This window comes from Staphylococcus sp. aM (genome assembly GCF_052975125.1).
In genome coordinates this window covers 2,034,849-2,049,512 of sequence record NZ_CP121447.1, presented here as the reverse complement: position 1 = coordinate 2,049,512, position 14,664 = coordinate 2,034,849, and the positions used below count along the sequence as shown (strand labels likewise).

Below are 14,664 nucleotides of genomic sequence, written 5' to 3'. Positions count from 1 at the left end.
TTTCCTCCTATATATCATGAGTCACTAAAACAGAAAATTAAGGCATAAAAAAAGCCTATCTCTATAAAAAAGATAGACGACAGATTGTAAATACACATATAATTTTAAAGAACGTATTAAAATGATATGTCTATTTACAAACAGAAATTGAATTCAGTGTCTAGTTTTTTATAGAGGGTTTCGGCTAGGAACCTCTGATAAATATATATTTTGTACGCAACATAGAATAAATCAATTCATATGTAAAATCAAGTAAATTTTTGTGATAATAGTGTTAAGGACATATCGAATAACGAATATTAATGTAATGGAGCGTAATCATGATAGTAGTGATAGATAATAAAGATTCATTTACTTATAATTTAATTAATTATTTTAAAATGGCTACACGAGATATGGTAAACGTCATTGATGTAGAGGAGATTAATATCGAGGAATTAAAGGCGCTAAAGCCTAAAGCTATCGTTATTTCGCCGGGTCCTGGGCGACCTAGTGATTATCCTATTTTATTTAAAGTGATGGATGACTTTTATCAGCACATACCTATTTTGGGGGTCTGTTTAGGATTTCAAATGATTTGCCAATATTTTGGAGGAATAATTATACATAGAGATAGACCAATACATGGTCATACGACATTATTAAGCCACTATGGTGAAGGGATGTTTCAAGGACTGCCAGAGAAATTTAATGTAATGTTATATCATTCTTTACAAGTAGATGAAAATAGCATTCCAAGCGAATTGAATATTACGGCTAAGGGAGAAGATGATGTCATTATGGGATTACAGCACGATAAATATCCTATATACGGATTACAGTATCACCCAGAATCCATTTTAAGCGAACAAGGCCAAAACCAGATTCAAAACTTTATAGATATTGTAGGTGAAAATAGTGACTATCAAATTTAACTATCGCTATTACTTAGACGACAATCAATTCGAAATCTATCATCTTGAATTAGATCAATTGATTGAAAAAAAGATAGCTAAACATATGGATGAAGTGGGGCATGTGATACGTTTTGCAGAATTACAACAACAACAAGGTCGTTATGTCGCGTTATATGTAACATATGAAGCGGCTCGTTATTTCAACCCACAAATGGATGTGTGCCATGTAGAAGAAGGTGGTGTCTTAGCAATTGCATATAGCTTTAAAGTTGCCAATCACATAAATGAATCTACAAAATTGAATGATGTATCATATAATTCGAAACATCATTTTAAATTTATAGAATCCAATCAACAAATGAAAGAAAAAATCAAAAGCATTCAACATGCAATTGTCGAAGGAGACACCTATCAAGTGAACTATACTACCCGATTAACTGATAACATCTATTTTCCCATTCATCAGTTATATCGACAATTAACTACTGTAGCGAATGGTAATTACACGGCCTTATTAGATACAGATGAGGTCAAAGTTGCATCTATTTCTCCTGAATTATTTTTTCAGAAAGGAATATTTAATGGTGAAACGAACGTATTAGTTAGTAAGCCAATGAAGGGTACAATGCCGAGAGGTGAAACGAACGAAGAAGATCTACAAAACTACCATCAGCTTCAACAGTCTGAGAAAGATAAAGCTGAAAATGTAATGATTGTAGATTTATTGCGTAATGATATTTCTAGAATAGCAATGACAGGGAGTATTATTGTTTATAAATTATTTTTTATAGAAACGTATCATACGGTTCATCAAATGACGAGTATGGTCACAGGGAAATTACCGTCAGAAGTGACCCTTGAAATGATTTTAAGTGCTATTTTCCCGTGTGGTTCTATTACTGGTGCACCAAAGATAAATACTATGAAATTAATTCATTCTTTAGAACAAGTTCCAAGATACATATATTGTGGAACGATTGGATTATTAGTGCCTAACGGTAAGATGATATTTAATATACCTATACGTACGATTGAGTATCGACATCAGCAAGCGATTTATGGTGTTGGTGCTGGGATTACGATTAACTCTAACCCAGATAATGAAGTCCAAGAATTTTATGATAAGACGAGGATACTGGAGAGGTTATAATGTACTTATTTGAAACAATGAAATTAGAGAATGGTCATATTGCACGACTTGCTTATCACAAACAACGAATAAGTCAATCTAGTAACAAATTGAATATGACTTTTAATGAGTTAGACTGGGAACGTCTTATTCACTCGATTCAATCTGAATATCAAGAAGGTAGTTATCGTTTGAAAGTGATGTTACAAGAAGAAGGCCATTTCGACTATTTAGTAGCACCACTAACATCTAAATCATATTTTACTGCGTCTTTAGTACGTGAACATTCTAATACATCTCATCTAACAATAATTAATAAAACATCGAATAGAGACCATGTATCTTATGATTTAGATACTGATTTAGCACTCATATTTGATAAGAATGGCAAGATTTTAGAATTTAATATTGGGAACGTTATGTTTAAAGAAAACGGATATTATTATACACCTCATTATAATGAAGATTTTTTATTAGGATGCATGCGGCAATCATTAATAGATGAAGGTTGTTTGCAAGAAAAAAACTATTATGTTGATGAATTAATAGAGAAATTGAATACTAATAAAGTAGAGGTATTTTTATTAAATAGTTTGCGAGAGGTTGCCGACGTTACAATTTACCTATAAAATTAACATGAAAGTAGCGCGAAATATTATCAAATGGAGTAGATAATGACATTATTATGGATAGGATTATTAATTGTTGTAGCAGTTGTAAATAAAGTTATCGTTAATCGATTATTACAAAAGAGAGCACAAGTATTCGCACGTATCGTTGCAACAGTTACTACCATATGTGCCATTATATTAGTATATTTATTGATTAAATCACTGATGCCTTTTGTAATAGAGCGTATGAACGTATTTTATCATCATTAAAGACTTTTGAGGTGAAGGTATGAAAATATATAGTCAAGGAGACCAAGCCATCGTAATATCAATAGAGAAAAAGGTATCAAAAGATCTTACTGAAGATTTATTAGCCTTGCGATCATATTTAAATGAAAAAAATTACTCGTTCATCATAGAAATAGTACCTACTGAATCGGACATGATGATTATTTATGATGCACGAGATATGATTAAACATCATCATATACAATCACCATTCTTATATATGAAAGCGCTCATTGAATCAATTAAGTTGGAAATAAAACATGATAATAAAACGCAATCACCATTCCAAATTCCTATTGTGTATGGAGATGAATATGGGCCGGACTTAGAATCATTATTAAAACATTTAAAAATGGATGAATCACAATTTAAAGCACTTCATACAGGAAGTGATTACTTTGTATCAATGATGGGATATTCACCAGGATTTCCATATTTAACAGGAATGCATAAAAAATTATTTGTGAATCATACAAGTAAAGAAAAGAAATTTATTCCGGCAGGTTCAGTCGTCATTGAAGGTAAGAAATGTGGTATCGTTACGACTGACACATATAATGATTGGTTGGTCATTGGATATACACCAACACAACTTTTCTTTCCAAACAAAGATGATTTTTCACTCTTAAAACTAGGCGATAACGTACAATTTATTGCTAAAGATAAAAACGAATTGGATTTAGGAGACTTTAAAACATGTCAATCATAATAGAAAATAGCGGTTTGTTTAGTAGTTTTCATGATTTTGGGAGACACGGATATGAACACAATGGTGTGATACCAAGTGGTGCACTTGATAGTTTGTCACACGAAATTGCTAATCGATTAGTAGCTAATGATAAAAATGAAGCCACACTCGAAATGACCCATAAAATGCCAACGATTCGTTTTACGGAACCAACATTAATCGCATTAGCAGGTGGTAATTTTAAAGCAGAGACACAAACAATGAAGGTCTTTCCATATAAGTTATATTTAATGAAAAAAGATGATGTGTTAAAGTTTGAAGAAACGAACAGAACATCACGTGTCTATTTAGCTGTCGGTGGAGGCTTTAATCTAGAAGAATGGTTAGGTTCTACATCAACAGATTTTAATGTTAAATTGGGTGGCTTTGAAGGTCGACAATTACAAAATGGTGATGAAATAGAAATGAAACGCCTATATAGTGAACGACATCAAAAATTATTTGAAAATTTAGCAGAATCTCGTCAAACCGATTGGGGTGTAGATGGCTACGCGTTATCATTTAATTATATGTCTGACGTCTTTCATGTCATTAAAAATAAAGGTTCAGAAGACTTTAAAGAAAATGTCTTACAACGTTTTACAACACACAATTATAAAGTAACCAGTAAAGCAAATAGAATGGGAATGGTTTTAGAAGGGGAAAAAGTGAAAGCGTATTATGATGATATGCCTGCACATCAATCGGTTAAACGTGGCACAATCCAAGTTAAAAGAGATGGTACACCAATCATCTTATTAAATGATCACTATACATTAGGTAGTTATCCTCAGATAGGTACGATAGCAAGTTATCATTTAACAAAGTTAGCTCAGAAACCAACCGGATCAAAATTAAAATTCCAATTTATAGATATTGAAACAGCCGAGAAAAATCTAATTAAATATAGTAATTGGTTAAATCAATTATTCCATGGTATTGAGTATCGTATGCAGTTAGAGATGTTGAAATAGGCACTATTAATGCAAGGTGGAAGCTCGTACTTAAGACGGATGGCTTAATCAATATAAGTCTATATAATATATAGATACATTAAAGAAGGTATAACTTTAAATCATAGTTTATATGTTGAAAAGTGTGTTTTTACTTGATATTTAAGGTTGCTTCCTTTATATTAATATATTGAACTATGTATTTTGTTACAATATGATTACATTCATCATATTTTCTTAATAAAAAATTAACATCAACAATACATTAGCTAGTTATTGGACCAATCTACTAGCTATTTTTAACGTCAAAATGAAATGTTTAGTGAATTTTAAAAATTATATATTGTGTTAAATCATGCAGACCAACATTGGAATGGATTAAAATAAAAATGGAAATAACTTGTTTTATTTCGACGTAGTAAAGTAAGCAATGCGTTTATATGTTAAACGTAGTTATTGTTAAAGAGGAATAAAGCTTACTGGTGTTGTTTTAAGACAAATTACTATTGCCTAATTACGTTTAATTCGTTATTGATAAGGTTCTTGTGGTTTATTAACAATAAACGGAGGAAACAAACATGAGTTCTCACAAAAAGAAGATAAGTCTTTTTGCGTTTTTCCTGATGACCGTATTTACGATCACGCTAAAGACATATTTTTCATATTATGTTGATTTTTCTTTAGGTGTTAAAGGATTAGTACAAAACTTAATATTACTGATGAATCCATACAGTTTAATTGCACTAGTACTAAGTGTGTTCCTATTCTTCAAAGGTAAAAAGGCTTTCTGGTTCATTTTTGTTGGAGGATTCTTATTAACATTTTTACTGTATGCCAACGTTGTATACTTCAGATTCTTCTCTGATTTTTTAACGTTTAGTACTTTGAATCAAGCAGGGAATGTAGAATCTATGGGTGGCGCATTAGGTGCTTCATTTAAGTGGTACGACTTTGTGTACTTTATCGATACGATTATCTACCTGTTTATTCTAATCTTTAAACGTCAGTGGTTAAGTACAAAAGCATTTAGTAAGAAATTTGTTCCAGTCGTCATGGCTGTATCAGTTGCGTTATTCTTCTTAAACTTAGCTTTTGCTGAAACTGACCGTCCAGAGTTATTAACTCGTACATTCGACCATAAATACTTAGTTAAATATTTAGGACCATTTAACTTTACAGTATATGATGGTGTAAAAACGATCGAAAACAATCAACAAAAGGCTTTAGCATCAGAAGATGACTTAACTAAAGTACTTAATTATACAAAACAAAAGCGTACTGAACCTAACCCAGAATATTATGGTGCGGCTAAGAAGAAAAATATTATTAAAATCCATTTAGAGAGTTTCCAAACTTTCTTAATTAACAAGAAAGTTAATGGTAAGGAAGTAACACCATTCTTGAACAAACTATCAAGTGGTAAAGAAGATTACACTTACTTCCCTAACTTCTTCCATCAAACTGGTCAAGGTAAGACATCAGATGCCGAATTGACAATGGATAACAGTATATATGGATTACCACAAGGTTCTGCATATTCATTAAAAGGTGACAACACATATGAATCACTACCTGCAATTTTAGACCAAAAGCAAGGTTATAATTCAAATGTCATGCATGGTGACTATAAAACGTTCTGGAACAGAGACCAAATTTATAAACACTTTGGTATAGATAAGTTCTATGATGCTACGTATTATGATATGTCAGATGATAATGTAGTTAACTTAGGATTAAAAGATAAAATATTCTTCAAAGATTCAGCGGACTATCAAGCTAAAATGAAGAAACCGTTCTATTCTCACCTTATTACATTGACTAACCATTATCCATTCACTTTAGATGAGAAGGATGCATCAATTGATAAGCCAAACACAGGTGACTCTACAGTTGACGGATACATTCAAACAGCACATTATTTAGACCAAGCGCTTGAAGAATATGTTACTGACCTTAAGAAAAAAGGTTTATATGATGATTCTGTTATCATGATTTATGGTGACCACTATGGTATCTCTGAAAACCATAATAATGCGATGGAAAAATTATTAGGTGAAAAGATCACGCCAGCGAAATTCACTGATTTAAACCGTACTGGTTTCTGGATTAAAATACCAGGCAAATCAGGTGGCATAAATAAAGAGTACGCTGGACAAATGGATGTTATGCCAACGATTTTACATTTAGTTGGTATCGATACTAAAAACTATATCATGTTTGGTACTGATTTATTCTCTAAACAACATAACGATGTAGTACCATTTAGAAATGGTGACTTTATCACTAAAGACTACAAATATGTTAACGGTAAGTTATATTCTAATAAAGATAATGAATTACTAACTAAAAAACCAAAAGACTTCGAGAAAAATCAAAAACAAGTTGAAAAAGATTTAGAAATGAATGATAGTTTACTTAACGGTGACTTATTCAGATTCTATAAAAATCCTGATTTCAAAAAAGTAGATCCATCGAAGTATGAATATAAAACAGGACCAAAAGGTAACGAGAAAAAATAATTCAATAAAACCGAATTGAGCATGAGCGCTCAATTCGGTTTTGATTTGTCTTTTTAATACGATATATAAAAGGAGTGGGGGTTCTATTGAACGCCCACTCCTCTTTATTATTCTATCTGCCTTTGTAGTCAAACTTTAATTTTAGGAAATTATATGGAAATTACATCTTAATAAAAATACTAGATTAACCTAATGCAACGTCTAATACCATCATAATAGCAAAACCAAGCATTAAGCTTAGCGTAGCTAAGTCTGTATTATTACCTGATTGAGAATCTGGAATCAACTCTTCTACTACTACAAATATCATTGCACCTGCAGCAAAGGCAAGCGCGTACGGTAACATCGGTGTAATAACTAGTACTGCACCTGCACCAAGCATAGCAAATATGGGTTCTACAATAGCTGAAGCCTGTCCATAGTTAAAAGCTTTCCAACTAGATGCACCGGCTGCTTTTATTGGCATAGATAATGCTGCACCTTCTGGAATGTTTTGAATACCTATACCGATTGCTAAACCAATTGCCCCTAAAAATGTGGCAGTACCATTGCCTGATACAACGCCGCCAAAGGCAACACCAATTGATAAACCTTCTGGTATATTATGCAATGTAATCGCAAGAACAAGTAAAGCATTTTTACTTAGAGATGTTTCAATGCCTTCTTGTTGTTGATTTTCATCTTTCGCATTTCGGTGCATATGTGGTATAACAAAATCTAGTCCGCGAATAAAGAAACCACCAAATAAGAATCCGATCGCAGCTGGTAACCAAGGCATTGCTGAATCTTTACTAAATTCAATTGAGGGTTGTAACAGAGACCAGAAACTTGCGGCAATCATAATACCTGCAGCAAACCCTTGCATCGAGTTCAACACTTTATCATTAACAGATTTAAAAATAAAGACAGAAGCTGCACCAAGTGCTGTTAATAACCATGTAATGATTCCTGCAATTAAAGCTTGAAAATGAGGAGGCAAATTTTCGAAGAATTCTGCCATAACTAGGTCTCCTTGTATCATTTAAGCTTAAAAAGGTGTATAATATATAGAACTGATTTAAGCTTAACAAAATTATATAGAAAATTCGATAGTAAAAGGAAGATAAGCATGGAAGCATATAAAATTGAACATTTAAATAAATCCTATGCAGATAAAGTGATATTCGATGACTTAAATTTATCTATATCTGAACACGAAAAAATTGGGCTAGTAGGGATTAATGGTACAGGTAAGAGTACATTGCTGAAAGTCATAGGTAATATAGACGAAGACTTCACGGCTGATATCACACATCCAAATAATTATCGAATACGTTATTCATCGCAGAAACATGATCTTGATGGAGATATGACAGTGTTTGAGGCAGTACTTAGTTCTGATACACCTACATTAAAGGTGATTAAAGATTATGAACAAGCTGTAAATCAATATGCTATCAATCAAAGCGACAAGCAATTTCAAATTATGATGGAAGCTCAAGAAATGATGGATCGTAAAGAGGCATGGGATTATAATGCCGAAATCAAGACCATACTTTCTAAATTAGGCATTAATGATACAAATAAATTAGTGAAGGCATTATCAGGTGGTCAACAAAAGCGTGTTGTTTTAGCGAAGACATTAATAGAACAACCCGATTTATTATTGTTAGACGAGCCGACAAACCATTTAGATTTTGAGTCGATAAACTGGTTAATTAATTACGTAAAGCAATATCCTTATACTGTTTTATTTGTAACACATGACCGTTACTTTTTAAACGAAGTATCTTCAAGAATTATTGAATTAGATAGAGGTAAGTTAAAAACATATCCTGGTAATTATGAAGATTACATAGCTATGCGTGCTGAAAATGAACAAATCGAACAGAAGCAACAACAAAAGCAAAAGGCACTATATAAGCAAGAATTAGCTTGGATGAGAGCTGGCGCAAAAGCTAGAACAACTAAACAACAGGCACGTATTAATCGCTTTAGCGACTTAGAATCTGAAGTTAAACAACAAACGAAACAAGATAAAGCACAGTTGAATTTAGCTCACTCAAGACTAGGTAAACAAGTGTACGAATTAGATCATTTATCAAAATCAATCAATGACAAAGTACTATTTGAAAATATTACTGAGATTATACAAAGTGGTCAAAAAATAGGTATAGTAGGTCCTAATGGAGCGGGTAAAACAACATTATTAAATATATTAGCATCTGAAGATCAATCGTTTGAAGGCCAATTAAAAGTAGGGCAGACCGTTAAAGTGGCATACTTTAAACAAACTGAAGAAACATTAGATAGAGATATCCGAGTCATTGATTATCTGCGAGAAGAAAGTGAAGTTGCTATGGAAAAAGATGGTACTTCTGTATCTGTAACACAATTGCTCGAGCGCTTTCTATTTCCAAGTTCAACGCATGGTAAAAAAGTGTATAAATTGTCAGGTGGCGAACAAAAGCGTCTATATCTTTTACGCTTATTAGTACATAAGCCGAATGTATTATTATTAGACGAACCTACAAATGACTTAGATACCGAAACACTAACCATTTTAGAAGATTATATTGATGAATTTGGTGGTTCAGTGATTACGGTTAGCCATGATAGATATTTTCTTAACAAAGTGGCACAAGAGTATTGGTATATTCATGATGGCAAAATGGAAAAAATCATTGGCTCATTTGAAGACTATGAAGCCTATAAAAAAGCTCAAGACAAACAATTTGCTATGGATAAACAGAGTGCTAATCAAACCAAACATAAACCACAATCTCGAAAAAAATCGGGACTATCATACAAGGAAAAGCGGGAATATGAAGCGCTTCTTGAACGTATTGATCAAACTGAAACAAGATTAGTTGAAATTGACGAAGAAATGGTAGAAGCCAGTGCAGATTACGCAAAAATCAAAGCACTGAATGAAGAAAAAGAACAACTTGAGGCAACATATGATACTGACATCACAAGATGGAGTGAACTCGAAGAATTAAAAGAACAATAAGGGGAATTTAATCATGCAAGAAACTTTATCGCATTATTTTGGCTACGATACGTTTCGTCCAGGTCAGGAAGAAATCATTTCAAAAATTATAGATCATCGAAATGTACTAGGTGTGTTACCAACAGGTGGCGGTAAATCGATATGTTATCAAGTACCTGGATTGATGTTAGGTGGAACGACAATTGTTATTAGTCCATTAATATCTTTAATGAAAGACCAAGTAGACCAATTGAAAGCAATGGGGATTAATGCTGCATTTATTAATAGTAGCTTAACTCAAAAACAACAAAAAGAGATTGAGCAAGATTTAATTAGCGGCCATATTCAGTTCTTATATGTAGCACCTGAACGTTTTGAAAATCAATATTTTTTAAGTCAATTAAGAAAAGTAAATATACGATTAGTTGCATTTGATGAAGCACATTGTATTTCAAAATGGGGACATGATTTCAGACCAAGTTATCAAAATGTGATTCAAAAAGTTTTCACTCTGCCACAAGATTTTGCGATTGTGGCATTAACAGCAACAGCAACAGCAGAAGTACAACAAGATATTATGGACAAGTTAAATATTGAGGCCAACGATGAAGTGAAAACGAGCACGAAGCGTCGAAATTTAATATTTAAAGTTAATCCAACATATCAACGTCAAAAATTTGTCGTAGACTATGTCACTGAACATGATGAAGAAGCGGGTATTATTTATTGTTCGACACGTAAACAAGTTGAAGAGCTACAAGAGGTACTTGAAAGTCATAAGGTTAAATGTACGATTTATCATGCTGGATTAACAAATAAGGAAAGAGAAGCTGCTCAAAACGATTTTCTATACGATCGTGTGAATGTCGTTATTGCGACGAATGCCTTCGGTATGGGGATAGATAAATCCAATGTCAGATTTGTTATACATTACAATATGCCGGGTGATTTAGAATCATATTATCAAGAAGCTGGACGTGCAGGTCGTGATGGCTTGAAAAGTGAATGTATCTTATTATTCAGTGAACGTGATAGAGGACTTCATGAATATTTTATATCAGTATCTCAAGCAGACGATGATTATAAAGAAAAAATGGGCGAAAAACTAACTAAAATGCTCCAATATACTAAAACTAAAAAATGTCTTGAAGCAACGATAGTCCATTATTTTGAACCTAATGAAAAATTAGAAGAATGTAAACAGTGTAGTAATTGTATACAAGAGAATAAAACTTACGATATGACGAGAGAAGCTAAGATGATTATTAGTTGTGTCGCACGTATGAGACAACAAGAAAGCTATAGCGTCATTATTCAAGTATTACGCGGTGAAACAACAGATTACATTAAATATAATGATTACGACCAATTGACTACTCATGGCATTATGAAATCATATACCACTTCAGAATTAAGTCATTTAATTGATGAGTTAAGATTTAAAGGCTTTTTAAATGAAAATGATGAAATACTTATATGTGATAAGTCAGTGAAAAAATTATTAAATGATGATACAAAAGTATTTACTACGCCATTTAAACAAAAATCAAAAGAAAAAGTGTTTATCAATACAGTAGAAGGTGTAGACAGAGCCTTATTTAGCGAATTGGTTAAAGTGAGAAAACAATTGAGTGATAAACTGGGTATTGCACCAGTAAGTATTTTTTCTGATTACACATTAGAAGAATTTGCTAAGCGGAAACCAGAATCTAAACAAGACATGATAAATATTGATGGTGTGGGAAGTTATAAATTAAAACATTATTGCCCACAATTCTTAGAAAGAATACAGTCATATAAGACAAGTATTTAAAGAGCAACATTAATAAAATGAATTGAGATATCAACTCGATGTATGTCACATGATGAATGTGTCATACATCGAGTTTTTCATTTTAAAAAGGACATCAATTTAGCAATTAGAAAGTACACTTTGCAACAAATATTAAAAAATCCAAAGATTTATTTAATTTGATTTGTGATTAGAACATAAAACAGGGTATAGTAGATGAAAATGTCTATTTGATTAGAGTGAATGAAGGTGAAGTTGTGATTGAATTTAAGAATGTGACGAAACGGTATGGTAATCATGTTGCAGTAGACGATGTTAGTTTCAACATCAAAGAAGGAGAGTTTTTCGTATTAATAGGCCCTTCAGGTTGTGGGAAAACGACAACTTTAAAAATGATAAACCGATTAATTCCACTAAGTGAGGGATATATTTATTTTAATAATAAGCCAATCAGTGATTATCCAGTTTATGAAATGAGATGGGATATTGGGTATGTACTACAACAAATCGCATTATTTCCACATATGACGATTAAAGAAAATATAGCGCAAGTGCCACAAATGAAGAAATGGAAAGATAAGGATATTGATGCAAGAGTTGATGAATTATTAGAGATGGTCGGATTGGAGCCTGAGACTTATAAAAATAGGTTGCCAGAAGAACTATCTGGAGGACAACGACAACGTGTTGGGGTAGTGCGTGCGTTAGCAGCAGATCCACCAGTCATTATTATGGATGAACCATTTAGTGCATTAGATCCAATAAGTAGAGAAAAACTTCAAGATGATTTGATTGATTTACAAACAAAGATTAAAAAAACCATCGTATTTGTGACACATGATATACAAGAGGCAATGAAGTTGGGAGATCGAATATGCTTATTGAATGAAGGACATGTCGAACAAATTGATACACCATCAGGTTTTCAACAACATCCTCAAAGTGATTTTGTGAAACAATTTATGGGTAATCACATACAGAAATCAGAATCTAGAGTGATGTTGAAAGACTTAAATATTGAACGTCAATTAGATGAGGTTGCAGCTACGAAAAATTATCCAGAAATAAGTAATGAGCGATATATAGATGATATTTATCAAACATTTATCAATCATGACGCTATCATAATGATTGATGAACAATCACAACATAAGACATTAATTAGAAGAGAAGATGTATTTAAATATTTGTCAGGCATAAAGGGGGATAACACCCATGCATGAATTTTGGCAAACGCTAGCAGAACGTAAGGGACAGTTACTCTCAACGATTATAGAGCATATACAGATATCATTTATTGCTTTATTAATAGCAACAATCATTGCAGTACCACTTGGTATTTTATTAACCAAAACGAAGAAAATATCTGAAATTGTCATGAATATTGCTGCAATACTGCAAACGATTCCCTCATTAGCATTACTTGGATTAATGATCCCATTATTTGGTATAGGACGATTACCAGCAATCATTGCACTCGTTGTATACGCACTTTTACCTATATTACGTAATACATATACAGGTGTAAAAGAGGTAGATCCATCACTAGTCGAAGCGGCAAAAGGTATTGGTATGAAACCCATACGTCGATTAACTAAATTAGAATTACCTATAGCCATGCCTGTAATTATGGCAGGTATTAGAACTGCTATGGTACTCATTATAGGTACTGCAACTTTAGCAGCATTAATTGGTGCTGGTGGACTGGGGGATTTAATTTTACTAGGGATTGATCGTAATGACGCGTCATTAATTCTAATTGGTGCAATTCCAGCAGCATTATTAGCAATATTATTTGATATTGTACTAAGATTTATGGAGAAATTATCATATAAAAAGTTATTAATCGTGTTAGGAACAATGGTAATCATCATTATGATTGCTATTATCGTTCCATTATTTGCCCAAAAAGGGGATAAAATTACGTTGGCAGGTAAATTAGGTTCAGAACCATCTGTCATTACCAATATGTATAAAATCTTAATTGAACAAGATACAGATGATACTGTTGAAGTTAAAGATGGAATGGGTAAGACTGCCTTCTTATTTAATGCACTCAAATCTGACGATATCGATGGTTATTTAGAATTCACAGGTACGGTTTTAGGAGAGTTAACAAAAGAAGATTTAAAATCTAAGCAAGAACCTCAAGTATATCAACAAGCTAAACAAAGTTTAGAGAAAAAATATAATATGACCATGTTAAAACCAATGAAATATAATAATACTTATGCATTAGCAGTTAAACGTGATTTTGCTAAGAAAAATCATATTAAAACCATTGGTGATTTGTCTAAAGTAGAAGATAAATTGAAACCAGGGTTTACATTGGAATTCAATGATCGACCAGACGGTTTTAAAGCAGTTAAAAAGGCTTATGGTCTAAATATTTCAAATGCGAAAACCATGGAACCTAAACTCCGCTATACAGCAGTTGAAAAAGGGGACATCAATTTAATTGATGCGTATTCTACAGATGCAGAATTAAAGCAATATGATATGGTAGTATTAAAAGATGATAAACATGTATTCCCACCTTATCAAGGTGCACCAATGTTTAAAGAAAAATTCATCAAGGATCATCCAGAAGTGAAGAAACCTCTCAATAAACTAGCTGGCAAGATTTCAGATGAAGAAATGCAAGAAATGAATTATAAAGTTACAGTAAAGAAACAAGACCCTTATCAAGTAGCTAAAGATTACTTAGAAAAAGAAGGTCTGTTGAAATAAAATAGTTTCTTAGACATAGTCTCAATGCGCATGGAACATAATGAAATG

The 14,664-nt window shown here is 32.4% G+C and carries 12 protein-coding genes; 11 read left to right on the top strand and 1 reads right to left on the bottom strand.

Annotated features, from left to right (window positions below):
* The first annotated feature begins 320 nt into the window (after positions 1-320).
* The 7 genes from P7F85_RS10090 (at position 321) to ltaS (ending at position 7,123) form a co-directional block, all read left to right on the top strand.
* Positions 321-914: an anthranilate synthase component II gene (locus P7F85_RS10090; RefSeq protein WP_002466647.1), complete on the top strand. Its 594-nt coding sequence runs from the start codon at positions 321-323 to the stop codon at positions 912-914.
* The gene (gene pabB, locus P7F85_RS10085) at positions 898-2,046 is read left to right on the top strand and encodes an aminodeoxychorismate synthase component I (protein ID WP_002466645.1); all 1,149 of its coding nucleotides are present in this window, start codon (positions 898-900) and stop codon (positions 2,044-2,046) included. The genes P7F85_RS10090 and pabB overlap by 17 nt, the downstream gene beginning before the upstream one ends.
* Positions 2,046-2,654, top strand: coding sequence for an aminotransferase class IV (locus P7F85_RS10080; RefSeq protein ID WP_002466649.1), 609 nt, complete (start codon positions 2,046-2,048; stop codon positions 2,652-2,654). The genes pabB and P7F85_RS10080 overlap by 1 nt, the downstream gene beginning before the upstream one ends.
* A gap of 45 nt (positions 2,655-2,699) precedes the next feature.
* The gene (locus P7F85_RS10075; RefSeq protein ID WP_015365292.1) at positions 2,700-2,906 is read left to right on the top strand and encodes a hypothetical protein; all 207 of its coding nucleotides are present in this window, start codon (positions 2,700-2,702) and stop codon (positions 2,904-2,906) included.
* Positions 2,907-2,925: 19 nt separating this feature from the next.
* Positions 2,926-3,633 carry a 5-oxoprolinase subunit B family protein gene (locus P7F85_RS10070; RefSeq protein WP_002465822.1) on the top strand — a complete coding sequence of 236 codons (708 nt, stop codon included), beginning with the start codon at positions 2,926-2,928 and terminating at the stop codon, positions 3,631-3,633.
* On the top strand, positions 3,621-4,625 hold the full coding sequence (locus tag P7F85_RS10065; RefSeq protein ID WP_002465824.1) for a 5-oxoprolinase subunit C family protein: 1,005 nt from the start codon (positions 3,621-3,623) through the stop codon (positions 4,623-4,625). Before P7F85_RS10070 ends, P7F85_RS10065 begins: the two co-directional genes overlap by 13 nt.
* A 557-nt stretch (positions 4,626-5,182) precedes the next feature.
* Positions 5,183-7,123, top strand: a complete 1,941-nt coding sequence (gene ltaS / locus P7F85_RS10060; protein WP_002465826.1) for a polyglycerol-phosphate lipoteichoic acid synthase LtaS — start codon at positions 5,183-5,185, stop codon at positions 7,121-7,123.
* Between the two features lie 184 nt (positions 7,124-7,307).
* Here the strand turns inward: ltaS and P7F85_RS10055 are convergent, their stop codons facing one another.
* On the bottom strand, positions 7,308-8,123 hold the full coding sequence (locus P7F85_RS10055; RefSeq protein WP_046464287.1) for a ZIP family metal transporter: 816 nt from the start codon (positions 8,121-8,123) through the stop codon (positions 7,308-7,310).
* A 102-nt stretch (positions 8,124-8,225) separates the two neighbouring features.
* On the opposite strand from P7F85_RS10055, the gene P7F85_RS10050 reads away from it, so the two are divergent.
* From P7F85_RS10050 to P7F85_RS10035, 4 genes are all read left to right on the top strand, one after another.
* On the top strand, positions 8,226-10,115 hold the full coding sequence (locus P7F85_RS10050) for an ABC-F family ATP-binding cassette domain-containing protein (protein WP_171991401.1): 1,890 nt from the start codon (positions 8,226-8,228) through the stop codon (positions 10,113-10,115).
* A gap of 10 nt (positions 10,116-10,125) precedes the next feature.
* Positions 10,126-11,907, top strand: coding sequence for a DNA helicase RecQ (recQ, locus tag P7F85_RS10045; RefSeq protein ID WP_031463909.1), 1,782 nt, complete (start codon positions 10,126-10,128; stop codon positions 11,905-11,907).
* A gap of 236 nt (positions 11,908-12,143) precedes the next feature.
* Complete coding sequence (locus P7F85_RS10040; RefSeq protein ID WP_015365287.1) at positions 12,144-13,109, top strand: ABC transporter ATP-binding protein; 966 nt, start codon at positions 12,144-12,146, stop codon at positions 13,107-13,109.
* Positions 13,102-14,616 carry an ABC transporter permease/substrate-binding protein gene (locus P7F85_RS10035; protein WP_002465531.1) on the top strand — a complete coding sequence of 505 codons (1,515 nt, stop codon included), beginning with the start codon at positions 13,102-13,104 and terminating at the stop codon, positions 14,614-14,616. Before P7F85_RS10040 ends, P7F85_RS10035 begins: the two co-directional genes overlap by 8 nt.
* The last annotated feature ends 48 nt before the right edge of the window (positions 14,617-14,664 follow it).

What these genes read in the sequence shown, in the direction of transcription:
- P7F85_RS10090 (WP_002466647.1), top strand. Translation starts at nt 321, where the DNA reads ATGATAGTAGTGATAGATAATAAAGATTCATTTACTTATAATTTAATT.
- P7F85_RS10080 (WP_002466649.1), top strand. Translation starts at nt 2,046, where the DNA reads ATGTACTTATTTGAAACAATGAAATTAGAGAATGGTCATATTGCACGA.
- P7F85_RS10075 (WP_015365292.1), top strand. Translation starts at nt 2,700, where the DNA reads ATGACATTATTATGGATAGGATTATTAATTGTTGTAGCAGTTGTAAAT.
- P7F85_RS10070 (WP_002465822.1), top strand. Translation starts at nt 2,926, where the DNA reads ATGAAAATATATAGTCAAGGAGACCAAGCCATCGTAATATCAATAGAG.
- P7F85_RS10065 (WP_002465824.1), top strand. Translation starts at nt 3,621, where the DNA reads ATGTCAATCATAATAGAAAATAGCGGTTTGTTTAGTAGTTTTCATGAT.
- ltaS (WP_002465826.1), top strand. Translation starts at nt 5,183, where the DNA reads ATGAGTTCTCACAAAAAGAAGATAAGTCTTTTTGCGTTTTTCCTGATG.
- P7F85_RS10055 (WP_046464287.1), bottom strand. Translation starts at nt 8,123, where the DNA reads ATGGCAGAATTCTTCGAAAATTTGCCTCCTCATTTTCAAGCTTTAATT.
- P7F85_RS10035 (WP_002465531.1), top strand. Translation starts at nt 13,102, where the DNA reads ATGCATGAATTTTGGCAAACGCTAGCAGAACGTAAGGGACAGTTACTC.